This is a genomic window from Streptomyces sp. NPDC005963, from assembly GCF_040638655.1.
In the GTDB taxonomy this organism is placed as follows: Bacteria; Actinomycetota; Actinomycetes; order Streptomycetales; family Streptomycetaceae; genus Streptomyces.
In genome coordinates this window covers 14422-37450 of the sequence record NZ_JBEXVD010000001.1, presented here as the reverse complement: position 1 = coordinate 37450, position 23029 = coordinate 14422, and the positions used below count along the sequence as shown (strand labels likewise).

Genomic DNA, 23029 nt, shown 5'->3' with positions numbered 1-23029 from the left:
CGCAGCCGCCGATCATGCTGAGCCGGTCCGGGCCACACCGGATCGCGCACGGGAGGTAGTCATGCTCAGTCCGGGTTCCCGCGTCGAGGCAGAAATAGCACTGGAGCCGACCGATTTCGTCGTCCACGAACACCGGTTGCGCGATGTGTGCCTGCTGCCGGGCAGTGCGTTCTTCGATGTGATCTGGCGGCTCCTGCACGCCCGCGATCTCGATCCGACCCGGGCGGTGCTCACGGACGTGCTGTTCTCGGAGCCGGTCACCACGGCCCCGGGGATCGGCCGTGAGATCCGCGTCGTCGTCGCGGCGGACGACACGGGTGCGGTACACGTCCGCGCCACCAGTCGCCCGGTCGGCGCGCAGGTCCCGGACGCGGGCTGGGAGGAGAACCTCCGCGCCGAACTCAGTTGGACCGACGACGAACTACCCCCGTTGGCGACCGGCATCGCAGCCGTCATCGGCAACAGCGATCACGCCGATAACGCTGGGAACGCTGGGAACATGGACGCCGTGTACGGGAGGGCTCGCGCCCAGGACGTTCACCACGGGCCCCGGATGAGCTGTGTCGGCACCGTGCGGCGCGGGGCCCATGGTCTGCTCGCCGACATCGACCTCGACGCCGGCGACGCAACGCAGGACTTCCACCTCCACCCCGCCCGACTGGATGCCGCCACCCTGCTGGGCTTCTGCCAAGTACCACCGTTGGCGGATCCGTTCGTCCCCATGTTCGTCAGCCGCTTCCGTGCGGTACGGCCCCTGCGCGGGCCCGCCCTGGTGCACGTGCCGACAGCGGAACGGCTCACCGAGTCGGGTGAGCTCCTCACCAACGATGTGCGCGTCTACGGACGCGGTGGCGAGCCCATCGCGGAAATCGTCGGGTTCGCGTCCAAGCGACTGCGGCCCGGCGCCCAGGTCTCCGCTCCGGCCGCCCCGTCGGACCGGACGCCTCCGACCGCGCCACGCATCCGCCCACAGGACATCAGCCGTACGGCACCGGTAAACGGTGGACTGAGGGACCGCGTGCGCGCGCTGATCGCCGAACACCTGGGCCGACCGGCCGCCGAAGTGCCCACCGCCGTGGGGTTCTACGAACTCGGCCTCAACTCGGTCGACGTACTGCGGATCACCGAACAACTGGAACAGCTGGTCGGCTCGACCCTCTACCCCACGCTCCTCTTCGAGCACACGACGGTGGACTCCGTGGTCACCTTCCTCGCCACACAACACAGCGACGCACCCGGCAGCACCGGCCCTGCCACCGAGCCGGACGGCGTCGATCCCGAAGCCGCCCGGACCGAGGCCGCCGCGCCCCGCGAAGCCGCCCCCCGGGAAACCGCGAGCCGCGAAGCCGCGAGCCACGAAGCCGCGCCCCCAGGAACCGTGTCCCAAGACACCGCGTGCCATCACCCCGCTGCCGGCACCGTTGCCGACGGCAGTGCCATACCCGCCGAGACACTTCCGACGGGCGAGCTCAGCGCCTTCACACCGGTCTGGACAGCGGCCGGACCACCCGCACGCGGAGGGGACGAAGGCGACATCGTGGTGTTCGGCGCCACGTTCGCCGAAGCCCTGCGCGCCGCCCGACCCGGCCGCCGCATCGTCCCCGTGGTCCACGACGGCCCCGTACCCCTCGGCGGATACCGCGTCGACCGGTACGACCGGACCGCCCTCACCGATCTGCTGCACCGGATGACAGCCGACGGGATCGCGCCGGCCGTGTACATCGACGCCCTGTGGCCGGCACCCGCGCCCTACGCACGGCTGTGGGCGCTCGCCTGCGCGATCGTCGACAGCCGCAGACCCGGACCGCACAGCCTGCTCGTCGCGCACGGACCCGAAGCCGATGCCGAGCACCACGCACTGGGCGCACTGCTGCGCACCATCAGCGCGGAACTGCCCGCACTGCGCTGCCGGATGCTGACCCTGCCGGCCGGACCCCCGGATCCCGTGGCCGTACTCGCCGAAGCCGAGGATCCCCGCAGCGAACCGGAAGTACGTCTGAAGGCGGGCGAGCGGCTGGTGCGCCGCCACCGGTCCGTACCCCTGCCCCCTGCGGACGACTCCCTCTTGCGCACCGGAGGCTCGTACCTCATCGCGGGAGCTGGTCGGATCGGACTGCACATCGCCGACTGGCTGGTGCGCCACCACCGGGCCGATCTCACGCTCACCGGTCGCCGCACCGAACCCCCCGAGGTAATCCGGTGCCTCGCCGAGTGGCGCCGGCTCGGAGTGCGCGCCCGGTACGTGGCCGCCGACCTCTCCCTGCCCGCCGACGTGACCCGTCTGACCGATGCCGTCCGGCGCGAACACGGACGCTTGAACGGTGTGTTCCACTGTGCCGGTGTGGTCGACGACGCCGTGTTCTTCCGCAAGCGGCCCGAGCAGTCGGCCGCCGTCCTGTCCGCGAAGATCGATGCGGTCACCCTCCTCGATCGGGCCACCGCCGACGACGACCTCGATCTCTTCGTTGCGTTCTCCTCGCTCGCCGCCACCTTGCCGAGCCCCGGTCAGTGCGACTACGCCTACGCCAACGCGGCACTGCCCGAACTGCTGCGCCGACGCACCGGGCCGGGCGTCGGTCTCGCGTTGGAGTGGCCGTTCTGGGCGGACGGCGGCATGAGCGCGCCGCCCGCATCCGTCCGGTACGACCGGGAGTCGCACGGACTGGAACCGATGCCCACCACCGCTGGCATCGAGGCCCTCCGCAGCGCGCTCGCCCACGCCAGGACCTCCGGGGAATCCCACCTCCTCATCGGCTACGGCGCACCGGATCGACTGCGGACCGCACTTCGCCCCGCACCCGACGCGGAACAGCCGTGCGCCGCCGCTCCTGGCGCCGAGCCGGACGCGGGCGCGCACTGCGACCCGGATGCGATCGCGGTCGTCGGCGTCGCCGGACGCTACCCACAGGCCGACGACCTCGATGCGTTCTGGCGCAATCTACGGGCCGGGCGCGATGCGATCACCGAGGTCCCGCCCGAACGGTGGCCCCACGAAGAGCTCTTCGACCCCCAGCCCGGCACCCCGGGGCGCACCTACGGCAAATGGGGTGGCTTCCTCGACGGGATCGACCGGTTCGACCGCGCCTTCTTCGGCATCTCCCGCCGGGAGGCCGAACGCATGGATCCACAGGAACGGCTGTTCCTGACCACCGCCTGGCAGACGTTGGAGGACGCGGGCTACCGCCCCGACCGACTCGCCGACCGCCGGCTCGGGGTGTTCGTCGGTGTGATGTCCTCCCACTTCCAACTTGTGGAAGGCGCACCCGACGACACACTGCCCCTGGCTCTTCACTCCTCCGTGGCCAACCGGGTTTCGTACCGGATGGATCTGCGCGGGCCCAGCATGGCGGTCGACACCGCCTGCTCGTCGTCGCTGACCGCAATCCACCTCGCCGTGCAGTCCATCAGGGCCGGCGAGTGCACCTGGGCGCTGGCCGGCGGTGTCAATCTGATGCCGCACCCGCAGAAGTATCTGCAACTCGCCGCTGGACAGTGGTTGTCGAACGACGGTCGATGTCGCAGCTTCGGTGCGGGCGGCAGCGGATATGTACCCGGCGAAGGCGTGGGGGCACTGCTGCTTAAACCGCTCGCCCGCGCGCTGGCCGACGGCGATCACATCCATGGTGTGATCCGCGGCTCCTGCCTCAACCACGGCGGTCGGGCCAGCGGTTTCACCGTGCCGAGCCCGGGTGCGCAGACGGAGGTGGTGGCCGGCGCGATGGCCGCGGCCGGCATCGCCCCGGACACCGTCACCTACATCGAGGCGCACGGCACCGGCACCTCCCTCGGGGATCCGATCGAGGTACGAGGGCTGCGCGAAGCGTACGCAGGAGTGGAAACCACGTGCGCGCTCGGTTCGGTCAAGTCCGTCATCGGCCACTTGGAGAGCGCTGCCGGGGTGGCCGCGGTGACCAAGGTCCTGTTGCAGATGCGGCACAGGACACTCGTCCCGACCCTGCACTGCGACGAGCCGAATCCGGCACTGTCCATCGACGACGGCCCCTTCCGGCTCCAGCGGACCGTCGAGCCGTGGGAGCCGGGGTCCGCCGGAGTACTGCGGGCCGGTGTCAGCTCGTTCGGCGCGGGTGGCTCCAACGCCCATCTCGTACTGGAGGAAGCCCCACCGCCTGCCGCGGTGCCCGCGGTGGAGGGTCCCACCGTTGTGGTGTTGTCAGCTGAAGACGAGGGACAACTGGCCCGTCTCGCCGCCGAACTGCTGGCCCTGCTCGACCGTGGCGGGGACGTGGCGCGTTGCGAGGTGGCCCGGCTGCTGGGGGTGCAGCCCGACGACGTGCCCACCACCGTGCCGCTGAACGAACTGGGCTTGGGACGGGTGGACCTCGATCTGCTCGCGACCGCGGTCGGACTGCGCACCGACGGGCTCGCCCACCGCACCCTCGATGAACTGGCTCCGGGCGGTCGCCCCGAGCTCCTCGCCGACATCGCGTACACCTTGCAGGTCGGCCGGGCCCCGCGCGAACACAGGCTGGCCGTCGTCTGTGCGGACGTCGATGCCGCCCGCCGTGCCCTGGGCGCGTACCTCGACAGGCAGGCCCCACCACCCGGAGCCCACTGGGGACGGACGACGGAACCGACCGAGTACGGGGATCTGGTCGAGGCTGCCCGTGAACGGCGCTGGGAACACCTTGCCGCAGCCTGGGCGGCCGGGGCGGACGTGCCCTGGGACCTGTGCCACCCCCAGGGCGGGCGAAGGGTCTCGCTGCCGCCGTACCCCTTCCGCGGGGAACGCTGTTGGCCGGGACTGTGGCACGAGACGAACAACACGACCGACACCACCACCCTCACCAAGGAGGTGCTCGTGCCCGCGCTGAGCCCGGACCCGGTGGCGGAGATGGATCGGCCGGCCTGCGAGGTGCGCCGACTGCCGGACGGCATCCTCTTGATCACCCTCGGCCGCCACACGTTCACCGATGAGCTGTTGGCCGGGTTCCACGACGCCCTGACGTCAGCCACCGAGGACGACTCGGTGAGCTGTGTGGTGATCACCGGCAGTGGTGAAGTGTTCAGCATGGGTGCCACGCCGGAGGCGATGGCCCAACTCGCCGCGAAAGAGGGCACGTTCGCTCAGGTGTCCTTCCTCCATGAACTGATCCTCCGCTGCGACAAACCGGTGATCAGTGCGATTCAGGGCCATGCCCGCGGCGGTGGTCTGGTGTTCGGGCTCTACGCCGATGTGGTCGTGATGGCTCAGGAGGCGAGCTACGGCGCACCTTTCCTCACCTACGGGTTCACTCCTGGCGCCGGGTCCACCTTCTTCCTGGAGCGCAAGCTGGGCACGGCGGTCGCCGAACAGCTCTTCTACACCGGGGGCACGCTGACAGGTGCGGAACTGCGCGAGCGCGGGGCGTCGGTCGACATCAGACCGCGGGTGGAAGTGCTGGACGCCGCACTGGGCCACGCCCAGTCGGTCACCCGGCAGTCCCGCACCGCGACGGCCGAACTCAAGCGGGAACTGGCGGGCCGTACGCTCACCGCGCTGGCCGATGTGATCGAACGGGAACTGCACATGCACGATCGCGTGCTGGGCGGCGAAGCGGTTGAACGGGTGCAGAGCCGGTTGATCCGTGATGCGACTCCGGCGGCCGAAACCCCGGCACCGGTCCCACCTCCGGTACCTTCGCCGCCGCCTCCCGTACCTCCTGCGACGATGCCGTCCTCGGTCGCCCCCGTACGGCCGCTGCCGCCCCCGCCTGCCGGACCGACGGGTGAGGAGCTGCGGGACGCGGTCGTCGAGGTGGTGGCCGGGCAGCTGTATCTGAAGCCGCACGAAGTCGATCTGCGCCAGACGTTCTCGGACATGGGGCTCGACTCGATCGGGGCCGTCGAGGTGACCAACCTCCTGGGCACCCGGTTCGGCGTCCCGTTGGAATCGGTGTTGGTGTACGACCGGCCGACCGTACCCGAACTCGCCGATGCCGTGGCCGCGGCCGTACGGCATAAGCACCGGGTGGCCGAGGCCGCCACGGCCACCGCGCCAGCCCTGGAAGCATCCGATCCGCCCCCGGGGCCAGCAGAGGTGTCGGTGGCGCTGCCGGGGTCAGGACTGCTGTCAGTGCCGTCGGCTGCTTCCGGCGTACGTCCTGACACATCACCCGACCAGGCCGCAGCGCAGTCACCTGGGGTGCCGCCGCTCGTACTGCGCGGTGCGACCACGCGTGAGAAGGGGAGCGGTACGACCCCGCTGACCCTCACCACTCCCGCACCCCTCTTGGCCGCCCCCGAACTGCATCAGCCTGCAATGCCCATCGAGCACACCGAGCCCGCCGCAAACCGGGCGAGCGCCCCCGAGACCGCGCACAACCCCAAGAGCGCAAGCAACGCCAACGATGCGAACACGCACGCGATCGCGGTCATCGGCATGTCCGGTCAGTTCCCGGATGCGCCCACCCTCGATGACTTCTGGCGCAATCTCGCGGCGGGCACCCAACACACCGAGGAGGTCCGACCGGACCGTTGGGACGTCGACGCCTCCTATGACCCGTCGGGACGCCCCGGCACGACCGTGAGCAAATGGGCGTCCTCCCTCTCCGACATCGACCGGTTCGATGCGCCGTTCTTCCGGGTGTCCCCGCTCGAAGCCGAGGACATGGACCCCGAGCAGCGGCTGTTCCTCACCGAGTCCTGGCGTGCGCTGGAGGACGCAGGCTATGCGGTGGGTCCCGATGAGGCACTGGCCTGCGGCGTCTTCGTGGGCTGCACCCAAAGCGACTACCGGCGCATCCGTCATGACGCCGGCCGGCACGACACCGCACACAGCTTCCTCGGCGGCGCCCCCTCGGTGCTCGCCGCGCGCATCTCCTACTTCCTCAATCTGACCGGCCCCACCGCCGCCGTGGACAGTGCCTGTTCCTCGTCCCTGCTGGCGGTGCACCTGGCCTGTCAGAGCATCCTCGGCGGCGACTGCGACCTGGCCGTCGCCGGTGGGGTCGCGCTGATGCTCGGCCCCGACATCCACGTCCAGACCAGCGCCGCTGGCATCCTGTCGCCGACCGGGCGCAGCGCTCCCTTCGACGCGACCGCGGATGGCATCGTGCTCGGCGAGGGCGTGGGCGCCGTGGTGTTGAAGCCCCTGGCGAAGGCCCTCGCCGACGGCGACCACATCCACGGAGTCATCCGTGCCAGCGGCACCAACGGCGACGGCCGCAGCAACGGCATCGCCGCTCCCAACGGTCGGGCGCAGACCGATCTGCTCACCCGCGTCTGGGCGCGTGCCGGTATCACCCCGGGTCAGATCGGGCTGGTGGAGGCGCACGGCACCGGCACCCCCCTCGGCGACCCGATCGAAGCCAAGGCGCTCACCGAAGCGTTCGCCCGTGGCGGTGCGGGGTCCGCCTCCTGCGCGATCGGCTCGGTGAAGGGCAACATCGGCCACACCACCATGGCCGCCGGCGTAGCCAGCTTCCTCAAGGTGCTGCTGGCGCTCAAGCACCGTGAGTTGCCGCCGACCGCGGGCTTCAGCGCGCCCAATCCACGGCTCGACCTCGACGCCAGCCCGTTCCATGTCGTCACCGAGGCCGCGCCCTGGCCCGTTGGCCCCGACGGGTCGCGGATCGCCACGGTGAGCAGCTTCGGAGTCAGTGGTACCAACTGTCATCTGGTCGTCTCCGAGGCACCGGACCGACCGAGACACATCGACGCGAGGGCCTTCGTCGTCCCGGTATCCGCCCGCACTCCCGAGGACCTCAACACCCACCTCGACGCCCTGGCCGACGCGGTGGGGACGGGGGAGCGGCAACTCGCCGATGTCGCGTACACGCTGTGCGCAGGCCGTCGCCACCACCAGGTGCGCACAGCGGTCGTCGCCCACTCCGTCGACGACCTCGCCGCCCGGCTGAGGGCCGTCCGTGCGGACACCGGGCCGTCCCTCGCGGGCGCCACGCCCGCCCAACTCCACCTCGTCGAGGAGTACACGGCCGGCGCTCGCCCCGACTTCTCCGCCCAGTTCCACGGGGTCGAACCCCGGCGCACCCCGCTGCCGCCGCACCCGCTCCGTGGCGTGCGGCACTGGTCGGAGCCGACCACCGGACGGGGGTCCGCGCCTGCTGTCACCTGGTGGATCGGCCCTGACGTCTGGCAGGTCGCGGACCATCGGGTGGCCGGCACCCCGGTGCTTCCGGGCACCGGCGCCCTGGCCCTGGTCGCAGCCGCGGCGGGGGACGAAGGCCCGCTGGAGTTCACGGGCGTGCGCTGGCTCCGGCCGCTGCACGCCGACGATACGAAGGAAGTCCGGGTCGAACGGAACGGTCCTCGCTTCACGCTCCACTGCGCCGAGGAGGAGATCGCCACCGGCACGGTCCGGCCGACGGGGGAAGTACCCGTACCACTGCCCGTCGACGAGATCAGCCGGCGCTGCCCCGACCACCGATCGGGCACCGACCTCTACGCCCGGTTCGCCTCGGCAGGACTCCACTACGGTCCCGCCTTCCGGGTGGTCGGCGAGGTATGGGTGGGCGATGGCGAGGCGCTCGGAAAGCTGACCACCACCGAGCGACCCGCAGGCACCTGGAGCGCCCTCGTCGATGTGACCGCACTGGACGGCGCAATCCAGGTGGCATCCGTCCTGGCCGGTGAGGGCGAGTTGCTCCTGCCGTTCGCAGCGGCCCGGATCGTGGTCCGACCCGGCGCTCAAGCACCGACCTGGGCGCACGTCAGCCGCTCCCACACCGGCATCACCGTGCGGTTGGCGGATGCGGACGGGCGTGAGTACGCCCGTATCGAGGGCCTGGTGGCACGCCCGGCCCGCGCCGCCGCGCAGCAGGAACCGGAACTCTCCGTCCTGACGCCCCACTGGACGCCGGTCGACGGGGAGCGCGCCACGCCCACCGCACCCGGACGGACCGTGGTGCTGTACGCCGTCGGGGCCGAGCCGCTGGCACACGACCTCGCCTCGCGGTGCGCCGGCGAGGTGCTTCCCCTGGCCGGCGGCCCCGGGCGGCTGACAGCGGGCGACGTCGACACCGTCTTCCTCGTGGCGACGGGCACCACGGTCAACGATGCGGACACGGACACCGCTGTCGCCGGGGTGTTCGACTGCGTTCGCGCCCTGGCGCGGGGGCCCTTGGCCCGCCGGAGGGTGAACCTGACCGCCGTTTTGGACACGGTGGTGCCCGCGGTCGACGGTGACGTCGTGTGCCCGGCCCGGGCCGCGGTGCTCGGCATCCTGCGCGCTGCGGGCGCCGAGCACCCCCACTGGCAGGTCAGCGGCCTCGATATCGGTGACGCCGGGGTGGAACCGGTGCTGAGCGCACCCGCGGGCCACCCGCTACTCGCCCGGCGGCACGGACAGTGGCTCACCCGGGCATTTCAACCCTTCGCTCCGTTCGGCGCCGAGCAACTCCCGACACCATGGCGGGACCGCGGTGTGTATCTGGTCCCGGGCGGCGCAGGCGGCATCGGCTTCGCCCTGAGCCTCCATCTCGCCCGCCACACTTCCGCCGATCTGGTCTGGCTCGGCCGCCGCCCGGCGGACGCCACCGTCACGGCCCGGCTGGCCGCGGTCGAAGCAGCCGGCGGACGGGCTCGGTACGTACGGGGCGATGTCGCCGAACCGGGCGACGTCAAGGCCGCCCTCACCGTCGCCCGTACCGAGTTCGGACCGGTCACCTGCGTCATCCACGCAGCCATGGAGCTGCGCGACCGGGCGTTGGCGTTCGCCGACGCAGACGATCTGTCCATCGCTCTGCGCCCCAAGGCTCGCGGTGTCCGGGTGCTCCACGAGGCGGTGCGCAACGAACGCCTCGACCACTTCGTCCTCTTCTCGTCGGCCGCGTCCTTCATCGACTCGCCCGGCCAGGCCGCCTATGCGGCTGCCAGCGCCGCTGAGGACGCCCTGGGCCAGGCACTGCACACGGCAGGGCCGTTCCCGGTGACCGTCGTCAACTGGGGGTACTGGGGCACCGTGGGCGCGGTCGCCGATCCCGAGCGGGCCCGGGCCATGGCCGATGCCGGGGTGGGTTCCATCGAACCGACCGACGGATTCGCCGCACTCGGGCGGCTCCTGGCGGCCCGCGTACCGCAGGCCCTCGTCTCCCGTGCCGCGCCCGAGGCGCTGCACAGACTCGGAGTGACCATGACGGATTCCGTCGATGACGCCCTCGAAGCGCTGGCCGGCGCCCTACTGGTCGCCGAACTGGCCGCCGCGGAGGTGCTGCCCCGGCCCGGTGAGCGACGCTCAGTCGATGCCATGGCCGACCGGCTCGGAGTGACACCCACACATCGCAGGCTGTTCGACGCCCTGCCCCCGATCCTGGAACGAGCCGGTGCCGTACGCCGCGACGAGGACCACCTCATCGGCCTCGCCCGCCCGGTCGACGCCCCGAACCGTGTCGTACCACCGGAGCAGGAGAGCCTTCTCCGGCGTTGTGTCCAAGCGCTCCCCGAGGTGCTCGCCGGACGCCGCAACCCGCTGGAGGTCCTCTTCCCCGGCGGCTCCACCGCCATGGTGGCCCGGTTCTACGGCGGTGGCACGGCCGAACGCGCCACCGCAACCGACCTCGCCGACCGACTGCGCCGCCACATTGATGCGCGCGGGCCGGGCGCACGGGTGCTGGAGATCGGCGCCGGCACCGGCGCCACCACCCGTGTGATGCTCAACGCACTGTCCGGTGCGCGCGCGGTCGAATACTGCTTCACCGACCTGTCGCCGGCCTTCCTGCGCCAGGGCGAGGAATCGCTACGGGCCCTCGTGCCCGACGGCGTCACCCTGCGGTACGAGAGGTTCGACGCCGAGGTCGATCCCGCTGCGCAGGGCCGGAGCGCCGACCACGACGCCGTGGTCGTCGCCGGCGTACTGCACGCCACGTCCGACGCCACCGCGGCACTGCGCAACGCGGCCCGACTGCTGCGCCCTGGCGGGCTGCTACTCGTCCAGGAGACCACGGGCCACTCCGACTTCCTGACGCTCACCTTCGGACTGACCGAGGGGTGGTGGCGCCATCAGGACCACTCCCTCCGCCTACCGAACTCACCACTGCTGTCGGCCGACTCCTGGCGAACGGTCGCCGAACGGGCAGGGCTCACCGAGGTCGAGGTGCACGACGGTTCGGTCGGCGGGCACGCCGGCCCCTGTGCGATCGTCGGCCGGGCCCCCGCCCAGGAGCCGGCCGGCACGGTCACACCGGAGGCCGTCCGCCACTACGTCAGGACGGTCTTCGCCGAGGTGCTCAAGCACCACCCCGACGACCTCGCCGACGGTGCCGCGTTCGACGAGTTCGGCATCGATTCGCTGGTCAGCCTCAGCATCATCGCCCGATTCGAAGCGGACCTCGGCCCCTTGCCCTCGACGCTGCTGTTCGAACACCTCACCATCGCCGCACTCGCGGACCATCTGCACCGCCACCAGGAGCCCCGGCTGACCGCGGCGATCCACGAGGGCGCGGACGAACCCACACCACTCGGCACCGAAACAGCCGACCCGGTGGCAGCAGCCGTCCCAACGCCCCCACGCCCGCAGTCGGCAGCCCCGGACGACATCGCCATCATCGGCGTCAGCGGTCGCTATCCGGGCGCGCCGGACCTCGAAGCGTTCTGGCACCTCCTCGCCTCCGGCAAGGACGCCATTTCCGAGGTCCCCGACGACCGGTTCTCCTGGCGCGAACACTACGATCCGCGCCCGGGCACCGCGAACCGGCTCTACACCGCGGACGGCGGCTTCATCGACGGTGTCGACCGGTTCGACCCCGCCTTCTTCGGCATCCTCGCCCGCGATGCCGTCACCATCGACCCGCAGGAGCGGCTGTTCCTGGAAACCTGCTGGGACCTGCTGGAACAGACCGGCAACCTCGGCGACCGAGCCGTCGCCCGGACCGGGGTCTTCGCCGGCGCCATGTACGGAACGTACGGTCAACTCGGGGCGACCGCCTGGCCACAGGGCGAGCTCACGGGCGCGCACTCGTCCTACTGGTCCATCGCCAACCGGGTCTCGTACCTGCTGGACCTGTCGGGGCCCAGCTACGCCGTGGACTCCGCCTGCTCGTCCTCGCTGACGGCGCTGCACCTGGCCTGCGAGAGCCTGCGGCGCGGAGAGTGTGACACCGCCATCGCCGGTGGGGTGAATGTGATCATCCATCCCGCGCACTTCGTCGCGTTGTGTTCGCTGACCATGTTGTCACCGCACGGTCTGTGCAAGGTGTTCGACGCCGAAGCCGATGGATTCGTCCCCGGCGAAGGAGTCGGTGCGGTCCTGCTGAAACCGCTGGGCCGTGCGATCGAGGACGGCGACGACATCTGGGCCGTGGTCAAGGGCAGCGCGGTCAACGCGGGCGGACGGACCTCCGGCTACACCGTGCCCAATCCGAACGCACAGGCCGCCGTGATGCGTCAGGCCCTCGACCGGGCCGGCGTCGAGCCGGGCACGATCGGCTATGTGGAAGCCCACGGCACCGGTACCGCACTCGGCGATCCGATCGAAATCGCAGGGCTTCGACAGGTCTTCGACCAGGTCGACCCAGCTACGGGACGAGTGGCGGTCGGTTCCGTCAAAGCGAACGTCGGCCATCTGGAGGCGGCTGCGGGCATCGCCGGGCTCACCAAGGTACTGCTCCAACTCCGCCACGGGGCGATCGTCCCGTGCGCACATCTGAACGAGGTCAACCCCCGCATCGACCTCGGCGCACGGCTCGACCTGCCACGCGAACTGCGGCGTTGGGAGGCGGGCCCGACGCTGCGGCGGGCCGGTGTCAGCTCGTTCGGCGCGGGCGGTGCCAACGCCCATGTGGTGATCGAGGAGTACCGCTCGCCCCTCGCCCAACAACCTTCCCCGGTCGGCGAGGACCACCTGTTCGTGCTCTCGGCCCGCTCCCCGCAACTGCTCACCCAGTACGCGTCCGACGTCGCCACCGCCCTCGCCGAGCCACTGCCCCCGGGGACCGGGCTGCGTGAACTCGCCCACACCAGTCAGCGGGGACGGCCCGCGTTCCGCGAACGGCTCGCCGTGCTCTGCGGCAGCGTGCCGGAACTGGTCACCCGGCTGACGGGCGCCGCCAGGGGAGACGATGCTCCGGGAGTGTGGCGCGACACCGCCGGTCCCGGCCGCGCCACCTCCGTACCCACACAGGCGGGGGAGTGGGCAGAGGCGGCCCGTCAGTGGGTCGGTGGGGCGAACGTCGACTGGGCGGCTCGCTGGCCCAGTCCGCCACGGGTGGCCGCCTTCCCCGGGCACCCGCAGCAGCGACGCAGGACCTGGTGGCAGCCGGCTGCGGCACTTCCCACACCTGCACCGGCTGCCTCGACATCGCACGAACCGGTCGCCGTGACCGTACGGGCACTCGGCGAGGCCGTACGACAGCACCACGTCGGAGGGCGCCGCATCCTGCCCGGTGCCGCCGTGCCCGAACTGGTCCACACCGCCCTGGCATCCGCACTTCCCGATCCGTCCGGGCCCCTGCGCTTCACCGATCTCACCTGGCTGCGGCCCCTCGACCTCGACGCCTCCGACGAGGCACGGGTGGTCCCTGGCGAACACGGCCCGGGACGGTCGATCCCCTTCACCCTCACCTCCACCAGCGGTGTCGTCCATGCGCAGGGAGCGGTCGAATCCCTGCGCAGCGCGGACCTCTCGACTGCCACCGCGCCCACCCCCGAGCAGGTGGGCCCACCCGTTGCGCCCGCCGTGGTTTACGCCCGCCTCACCGCGGGCGGCGTCCACCACGGCAGCGGCCTCCAAGTGCTCCAAGCACTGTGGGCAGGACCGGGAGAGTGCCTGGCCGACCTGGCGGCATCGCCCGCATCCGGCCACCGGATCGATCCCACCGTGCTCGACGGGGCCCTCCAAGCACTCGCTGTGCTCGACGACACCACCGGATACCTCCCCACCTCCCTAGCCGAGTTGATCAGCAGCCGTCCGCTCCCCGCCCGCTGCCGCGTCCACGCCCGCGACGTCACATCTGCCACCGCATCCGATGTCCGCACGGTCGACGTGGACGTCTACGACGGTGACGAACGGGTCCTCGCCCTCAAGGGACTACGGCTGACCGCCGTCCACACCCGGACCACGACACCTGCTGCATCGGACGCAACAACACCCGCTGCAACACCCGCCGCAATGCCCACCGCAATGCCCGCGCCCGCACCGCAGGCCGCCGAGGTCGAGGTACGACACCGGCGCCCCCGCTGGCAACCGGCCGGCCCCGCGCAACCCCAGCGCGAACCGAAGCGCGTCCTGGTGCACTGCTCGGACCCCGCTCTGCGTGCCGAGTTGGCCGGCGAACTCGCCCGCCGCGGCATCGACTGGGACACCACCACCGCCGGTGCTCCGTTGGACGCGGTCCTCCAGGTATGCCCCCCGGACGAAGGAGACCTCAACACCCAACTCCGGGAGGGGTTCTCGACCGCACTACGGCTCGCCACGGACACGCTCACCACCGGCGGACCCCTGCGGATGCTGGTCGCCCACCACAGCGACCAACACACCGGGCGGCCACGACCCGCATACGCTGCCCTCGGTTCCCTGCTGCGCACGCTCTCACTGGAGCACACCGACTACTCCGGCGTCCATGTGCACATCGACGCACCCACCGTCCCCATCGCCCGACTGCTGGTCGACGAACTGCTCGGCAGCACCGAAGGGGACGTCCGGCTGACCGCCGCGGACGAGCGGCACACACTGACGTACGAGGAGTACGAACCGTCGGCAGGACCCGGCCCGGTCGGCGGCCCCGGGCGCACCTATCTGATCACGGGCGGCGCGGGCCGCATCGGTGTGAACATCGCCGGCCACCTGGCCGCGAACGGCCCGGTCAACCTCGTGCTGTCCGGGCGGAGACAGCTCGATGCCACGGTTGCGGCTGCCCTGACGAAACTGTCCGCGACCGGTGCGGAGGTGATGTACCACCCGGCCGACGTCAGCGACCGCCAGCAGGTCGACGAACTGCTCCGGGCGGTCCGACGACGGTTCGGCACACTCCACGGGATCGTGCACTCCGCCGGTGTCACCCGTGACTCCCGCGCGGTGCACAAGAGCGCGGACGAGATCGCCGATGTGCTCGCGCCCAAGGTGTGGGGCGTTGTCCACCTGGACGAGGCCACGCGCGACGAGCCACTCGAGTTCCTGGCGCTGTTCTCGTCCGTCGCGGCCACGACGGGCAACCTCGGCCAGGCCGACTACACCTTCGCGAATGCCTTCCTCGACTCCTTCGCCGAGGAACGGGCCGCCCTGCACACCGCCGGACTGCGCCAGGGGCGCACGATCTCGATCGGCTGGCCGCTGTGGGAGGACGGCGGAATGCCGGTCCACGAGGCCAGCCGCACGCTGATGGAGCAGTACGGCGGAATGGTCCCACTGTCCACGCCGCACGCACTCCGCGCCTTCGACGCCGTCATGAACGGTACGGAGACACGACCGGGGCTGATCGCGTACACGACCGCATCGCGCCAATCGGCGGGCACCCCCCAGTATGCGCAGCCACCGACCGTTCACCCGGACACCGTCGAACGGGGGCTGCGCACCATCGCGGCCGGATTCCTGATGGTGGCCGATGAGGACGTGGACACCGAAACGGACCTGATGGAGCTGGGTTTCGACTCGATCTCCCTGACCGAGCTGATCACCCAGGTCAACACCCGCCACGGGCTCGACCTGCTGCCCACGGTGCTGTTCGAGACGCCCACCCTGCGGGCCCTGGCCGAACGCCTGGTCCGCGACCATCCACAGCTCGGACACCGGGCCACAGTCGAACCACCGCCGGCGGTGGAGTGCACCCCACTCCACCCGGCAGCGGAGACGCTGGTCAACCGACCGCTGTCGCTGGCCGCGGCCCCTGACAGCGGACCCCGGGGTGTTCAGCAGGCGCCGCCGGTGACGGTACGGGAGACCGCGGCCGTTGTGCAGTTCCCTGGCGTCGCGGATTCCGGGCCCGCTGACCGAACCGGGATGCCCGTCGCCGTCGTGGGCATGGCCGGCCGGTTCCCCGGCGCCGACGATCTGACCGCGCTCTGGCGGATCGTGTCGACCGGAGCCGATCAGGTCGGCCCCGTCCCCGCGGATCGAACCGATCTGGCCGCCGACCCCCGGATGGACCGGGTGCGGGCCGGCTTCGTGCAGCGGGTCGCCGACTTCGACGCAGCGGCCTTCGGCATCTCCCCGCGAGAGGCCGGCTTCATGGACCCACAACAACGACATCTGCTGGAAGTGACCTGGCAGGCCCTGTACGACGCGGGCCGCCGCCCGAGCGAACTCGCCGGCTCCGCGACCGGTGTGTTCGTCGGTGTGGCAACGGGCGACTACAACGAACTGATGGCGGCGCACGGAGGCACCCCCGAAGCCCATATGGCGACCGGGGTCGCCCATGCCGTCCTGGCCAACCGGGTCTCGCACCTGCTCGATCTCCACGGCCCCAGCGAGGCGTTGGACACCGCGTGCTCCAGCTCGCTGGTGGCCGTCCACCACGCCGTCCGTGCGCTCCAACACGGTGACTGCGACCTGGCCATTGCAGGCGGCGTCAACCTGACCTTGAGCCCGGCCCTCTTCGCCACCTTCGAGCGGGCCGGAATGCTCAGCCCCCGCGGCCGTTGTGCCAGCTTCGACGACTCCGCCGACGGCTATGTGCGCGGCGAAGGCACGGGAGTCGTCGTGCTCAAGCCGCTGGACCGTGCGCTGGCCGACGGCGACCACGTCCATGCCGTGGTGCTCGGCACGGCGGTCAACCACAGCGGTCGTTCACCGTCGCTCACCGCGCCCAATCCACAGGCCCAGGCGCAGGTGATCGTCGATGCGGTACGCAAGGCGGGCGTGGACCCGCGGACCATCGGCTTCGTCCAGGCCCACGGCACCGGCACCGCACTGGGTGACCCGGTCGAGATCGAAGGACTCAAGCAGGCGTACGCCCGGTTGTACGAGGACTGGGATCTTCCCGACGCCGTCGAACCGCATATCGCCGTGGGATCGGTGAAGACCAACATCGGCCATCTGGAGGCGGCGGCCGGGATCGCCGGTCTGTTGGCCACCGTACTGGCGATGCAGAACGGAGCGATCCCGCCCCACCCGCGTCTGCGCGAACCCAACCGCTATCTCCGTCTGTCCGGCACCCCCCTGTACCTCGCGGACCGGGCCCGGGAGTGGGAACCGGTCCTGGACGAGGCCGGGCAGCCGGTGCGACGGGCGGGCGTCAGTTCGTTCGGCTTCGGCGGAACCAACGCACACGTGGTGTTGCAGAGCGCTGGTACGCCACCGGCCGCACGGCTCACCAGGGGCGTTCCGATGGTGGTACCGGTGTCGGCGCGCGACGAACGAGGGCTCGCCGACTACTGCGAACAGCTCGCCGACGCACTCGACCGCACTCCGGAGCTCGATGTGGAGCGCGTCGCCCACACACTTCAGTCGGGCAGGGACGAACTACCGCACCGGCTGGCCCTGGTCGTCACCGACCGCACGGAGCTCATCGCACTGCTGCGCGGTGGGAGCGGCGAGGTGCAGCGCGGTGTCGTCCCGGACTCAGTCGCCCGCACCCCCCTCGGCACCGAGCGGTACACCGCCCAGGAGATCGCCGCCGCCTGGTGTGCCGGCCGTGCCGTCGACTGGTCGTGCCTCTGGCCCACGGCCCCCGGTCGGGTGCCGCTGCCCGGGCCCGGGTTCACCGGGACGGCCCACTGGTTCCCGCGCCCCGCTCCCCCCACTGACCAAGCAGGGCCCGCGTCCACCCAGGTGGAGACGGACCGGCCAACGACCCGCGAACCGGTCCGATTGGCCCCCGTACGTCGACGCACCCCTGCGCAGTCCACCCCACGGCCGCCGGTGGAATCCACACCGATGGTCCTCCCGGCCCCTCCCGTGGGGGAGTCGTCCACGACCGCGCCGGAGCACGCGGTCCCATCGACACCCCCGGTTGCGGTGGTGTCCGACGTCCCCAAGGTCGTCGGTGGGATCAGCGCCGAGGTGCTCCGTGACCGGGTGGCGATCGCGCTCGGCCTGCCCGCCGATGTGATCGGCGACCGGGATTCGCTGACCCGGCTCGGCCTCGATTCGATCATGCGGGTGGAACTGGTCCGCTGGTTGCAGGCGTCGTACGGTCTCACCGTGCCGGCGAGCGAGCTCTATGAGCACGACACGCTCGCCGAACTCGCCGGCCATGTCCACACGGTCACCGCCACGGCCCCCGAGCCACAGCCGAGTGCCCCTGCTCCTGCCGCCGCTCCTGCCGCCGAACCGGAACTGAAACCGGAACCGGAACCGGAACTGGAACTGGAACTGGATCGGGAGCCTGAGCAGAGCCGCCGTCCGGACCTCGTCGCCGTGGTGCGCGCGGCCGTCGAACGCTCCGCCCAAGCCGAACTCGGCCCCGAAGGCCGGTTCACCGAGGGCGGTCTCAGCTCCCTCGACATGCTGCGTGCGGTGCGCTCCCTGGAAACCACGCTCGGCACCCTGCCCAAGACCCTGTTGTTCGACCACCCCGACTGCCCCGCCCTGACCGCTCATCTGGTGGAACGCTTCGGCGAACCCGCCGTGGCTCGGCTCGCCGACGGCACGTCCGTACCTGCCATCACGCGGGAACGGACCACCGACACCGGTCACGAGGCTCCCCCTTCCGGACCGAGCGCCCTCGTCGTCCCGCGGGCCGACCTTCCCGACCACCCCGAGCTGCTCCACCTGGTGCAGGATGTCGAACGCCGCTACGGCCTGGAATCCGGTCTCGCCGGGCTGAGCATCGCCCCGCTGCTGTTCTTCCCGTCCACCCGCGACGGCTATCTGGCGATCGGCCGCCGCGAGGACTCCGTACTGGTGTGGCGGTACACAGGGGCGCCCGAACGATTCCGGGCCGCGGCCGGCGAACTGCTGGTCCACTGCACCCGCAACGGACTGCGGCTCAACCTCCTGTCCACCGAACCGCTCACCGAACTGGGCGGCACCCCGATGCTGGCGACCGCCTTCGGCGTCGTCCAGCGGCTCGATGACCTCGGTTCCTTCTCGCTCGACGGCGGCCATCGCAGCAAACTGCGCTATCTGGTGCGCAGGTTCGGTCGTGAGGGCGACAACCGAGTCGAGGAGTACACCAGCGGCTCCCACCCGGCCACCGACGCGGCGATCGCCGATCTGGTCGACCGCTGGTCCGAGGGCAAGCAGATGGTGAACGCGTACGTCGCCGAGGTCCGCGAGCAGATCCGGGCCGGCCGGCTGACCGATCGACACCGGATCTTCCTGACCCACCGGGACGACAGGCTCCTGAGCGCCATCGTGCTGACCGCGCTGCCGGCCGAGAACGGCCAGCTGCTGGACGTGGAGTTCTATCCGCGCGACATGCCGTTGGGCGGCCTCGAATACTCCCTGGTCGAGATCATCGGCCGGCTCGCCGCAGAAGGCGCCGAAGTGCTCAGCTTCGGCGGTAGCTTCGGGGTCGAAGTGGCCGCCACGCCCAATCCGGCCGAGGACGTCCGGCAGGCACTGGCCGAACTGCGTTCCGTCGGCATCTTCGATGAGGGCAACTACCGGTTCAAGAAGAAGTTCCGACCGGCCGAGGTGCCGCTCTACGTGTGTCAGCCGGTCTCCGGCCGGACCGACGCCATCGACCTCATCATGATGATCGCCAACGCCGCGGAGACCGGCGGTCAGACCGACCCGCCGCAGGTCGAACCCGAAGCAGACGAACCCGAAGCAGACGAACTCGAAGCGGCCGCACCCGGCCGGGACGCCTTCCTGACCCGCGCCGGACACAATCCGATCCTGCTCGACCACACGGACGTGGAGACCGACCTCCTCACCGACTCGTGGTTCGAGCGCTTCGACCCCTTCGTCACCGACCGGATGGCGGCCCTGGCCACCCGGGTCGCCGACACGGGCCACACCGCGCAGGAACTGCCCGCCTGGCTGCCGCAGCGACAGGTGTCCTGGACGACGTCCGGACGGGCGGCCGAGCTCCGGCTCTGCCGTTCATGGCCCGGGCGTCGCGGAGTGGTGCTCCACAACGACCTCTTCCCGACCTGGCAGTTCGCGCTGGCCGAAGCCGGGCTGCGGGCGGTGCGACTGCCGCGTTCCGAGGGAGCCGCACCGGGTGGTGACGACCGGCTCGCCGGGCTCGCCGCCCTGCTCGACGAACACGGCTCCGACGTGTCGTTCGTCTGTCTGGAACTGAGCACCAACGCCGCCGGAGGTCTCCCCCTGTCCCTGGAGGCCCTCCGGGAGACGGCCGCTCTCCTGCGCACCCGCGGGGTGCCGCTGGTCCTGGACGCCACCCGCGTGGTGGACAACGCATGGGCGATCACCGAACCGGGTGCCGATGTGTGGCAGACCGTCCGGGACCTGCTGGAGAGCGCCGACGCGGTGACACTGAGCCTGTCGAAGAACTTCGCCCTCGCCACGGGCGGCATGGTCGCCACGCGCCGCGCCGACCTGGCCGAGCGCTTGGCCGAGGACGAGGACGCCTACGGCAGACAACTCGGGCTCCAGCAGCAGGCGCTCCTCACCGCCGCACTCGGGGACACGACATTCGTCGGTGCACTGATCCACCGCCGGGCCCAACAGGTCCGACTGCTGCACGGGCGCCTCACGAAGGCCGGAGCTCCCCTGCACGGCGCACCCGGAACCCACTGTCTGCTCCTCGACCCGGGGCGCGATCCCGCGTTCGGCGATCTGACGCAACCCGGACCCGCCCTGCTCGCCTGGCTCTACCGCGGCACCGGGGTCCGCGGCGGCCCGCACGTCGGCGACGACCCGGCCGGACTGATCCGGCTGGCACTACCGCTGGGACTGTCCGACACCGAGGCCGAAGCACTCGCCGACCGGTTGGCCGACCGCTTCGGCGACCGCACCGACGTGGTGGACCTGATGCCGATGCAACCGGCGGATTCGCCGATGGCCCTGGCCAGGGCCCGGTTCGAACCGGTGGACCGGGTTCCCGACGATGTACGGGCCGCGGTTGCCGCCGGGTACGAGCGGACGGGTGACAACCTGGCGGTCCTCACCCGACGCGCACCGACCGTCCGCCGTCACCTCGTCGAGTTGGGGACCGCCACGGTCGAGGCGTTCGTCCACGGGGACACGGGCCCGACCCTGCTGCTCATGCACCCCTTCAACATCGGGGCGGGAATGTTCGCCGACCAGTTCGCCGCCCTCGGAGCCGACCACCGCCTCGTGGTCCTCCACCACCCCGGGGTCGGCGCCACCCGCACCCGGGGGACCATGTCCCTGGACCACATCGTCGACCTCCACACCGCCGCCCTCGCCGAACTCGGCATCGAAGGCCCCTTCCATCTGGTCGGTGCGTCCTGGGGCTCGCTGGTGGCCCAGACGTTCGCCCTGCGCCACCCCGAACGCGCGGCCTCGCTGACCACCATCGGCGGCTCCTACCGGTACGCCAATCGGGTGGGGGAGGTGAACCGGCTGGAGGTCGTCGTGGCGGAGGACCTGGCCGCCGTGGCGGCGGCCACCGGTGACGACGGACCGAGGCCGGCGTTGGCTGCCGACCTGCTGTGCTGCGAAAGCATGGACGCCTACGTCGGACTGTCCTATCTGGACCTGTTCGTCGGCGAACCCGATCTGCTGCGCCGGCTGCCGGAGCTGCGGCTGCCGGCCCTGGTGATCCAGGGCCGACTGGACACCGTGGTGCCGCTGGAGACCGCGCGGCGCCTCGCCGGAGCGATTCCCGACGCCCGTTACGAGGAACTGCCCGACGCCGGCCACTTCCCCTGCGTGACGCACGCCGACGAGATCACCCGACTGCTGCGCGAGGTCATCGCGACGGCCGCCACCGCCCCCCGGCCCACCGCCCTTCAGTCCACCGGCCCCCAGTTCGCCGACCCCCGGACCACCGAGGAGACATCATGACCGAGTCACCGCGGGTGACGGTGGGCATCGAGGCGCTCGACGTCTACGCCGGCAGCGCCTGGATCAGCGCCGCCGATCTTGCCGCCGGCCGTCAGCTGGATCCGGCCAGGGTCACCAATCTGATGCTGGCAGGACGATCCGTCGCCCTGCCCTTCGAAGACCCCGTCACCCATGCGGTGAACGCCGCCAAGGGTCTGCTCGACGATCTGGAACCCGCGGTCCGCGCCCGGATCGAACTCGTCCTCGTGGCGACCGAGTCCGGTGTGGACTACAGCAAGTCGATCTCCTCGTACGTCCACCGCCATCTCGACCTCGGCCCCGAATGCCGACTGCTGGAGGTCAAACAGGCTTGTTACGCGGCGACGGGCGCCCTGCAACTGGCGGCAGGCTACCTGGCGTCGGGTGCCTCGCCCGATGCCCGGGTGCTGCTGATCGCGACCGATGTCGGGCTGGTCGACGAGCGCGCCGAGTACGCCGAACTGGCCACCGGCAGCGGTGCGGTCGCCCTGCTGCTGAGCGAGCACCCGCGTGTGCTGGAACTGGATCTGGGCGCGTTCGGTCTGCACAGCTTCGAAACCATGGACACGGCGCGACCCGGCCCTGAGATCGAACTCGCCGACGCCGACCTGTCGCTGGTCGCCTATCTGGAGTGCACGGTCCGCAGCTTCGCCGACTACTGCCGGCGGGTGGCCGATGTGTCCTTGGTGGAGACCTTTGACTTCCTGGCCTTCCACACGCCGTTCGCCGGCATGGTGAGGGCCGCACACCGACGGGCGATGCGCGAATTCACCGGACTGGATCCGGCAGCCGTCGCAGCCGACTTCAGCCGGCGCGTGGAGCCGAGCCTCCACTACCCGGCGCAGGTCGGCAATCTCTTCTCCGGCTCGCTCTACCTGGCGTTGAGCAGCCTCGTCGACCGGCTCCCTGCGGGGACCGATGGGGCTCGCGTCGGCCTCTTCTCCTACGGCTCGGGCTGTTCGTCGGAGTTCCTCAGCGGCACGGTGGGCGAGGACGCCCAACGGGTGGTGTCCGCCCGGGGGATCGAAGCGCGACTGGCCGCCCGTCGTCGGCTCACCTTCGCGGAGTACCGCGATCTCCTGCCGCTGGGCCGGGACTGTCTCGTGCCCCGGCAGCACCTGAAGGTCGAGTCCCACGCCGCATGGCGGCCCGACACCACCGGGACGCCGCTGCTCGCACTGCAAGGCATCGAGAACTACCACCGCCGCTACGAGTGGATCTGACACCGAAGGGAACACC

Annotated in this window: 2 protein-coding genes; both read left to right on the top strand. The window is 71.1% G+C overall.

The genetic code is table 11. From position 1 onward, the window contains the following. The first annotated feature begins 61 nt into the window (after window positions 1–61). Window positions 62–21772, top strand: a complete 21711-nt coding sequence (locus ABZ348_RS00065; protein ID WP_358927642.1) for an SDR family NAD(P)-dependent oxidoreductase — start codon at window positions 62–64, stop codon at window positions 21770–21772. Beyond that, a complete protein-coding gene (locus tag ABZ348_RS00060; RefSeq protein ID WP_358927641.1) occupies window positions 21769–23013 on the top strand; it encodes a hydroxymethylglutaryl-CoA synthase in 1245 nt (414 codons plus the stop codon). The genes ABZ348_RS00065 and ABZ348_RS00060 overlap by 4 nt, the downstream gene beginning before the upstream one ends. Window positions 23014–23029 lie beyond the last annotated feature (16 nt).

What these genes read in the sequence shown, in the direction of transcription:
- ABZ348_RS00065 (WP_358927642.1), top strand. Translation starts at nt 62, where the DNA reads ATGCTCAGTCCGGGTTCCCGCGTCGAGGCAGAAATAGCACTGGAGCCG.
- ABZ348_RS00060 (WP_358927641.1), top strand. Translation starts at nt 21,769, where the DNA reads ATGACCGAGTCACCGCGGGTGACGGTGGGCATCGAGGCGCTCGACGTC.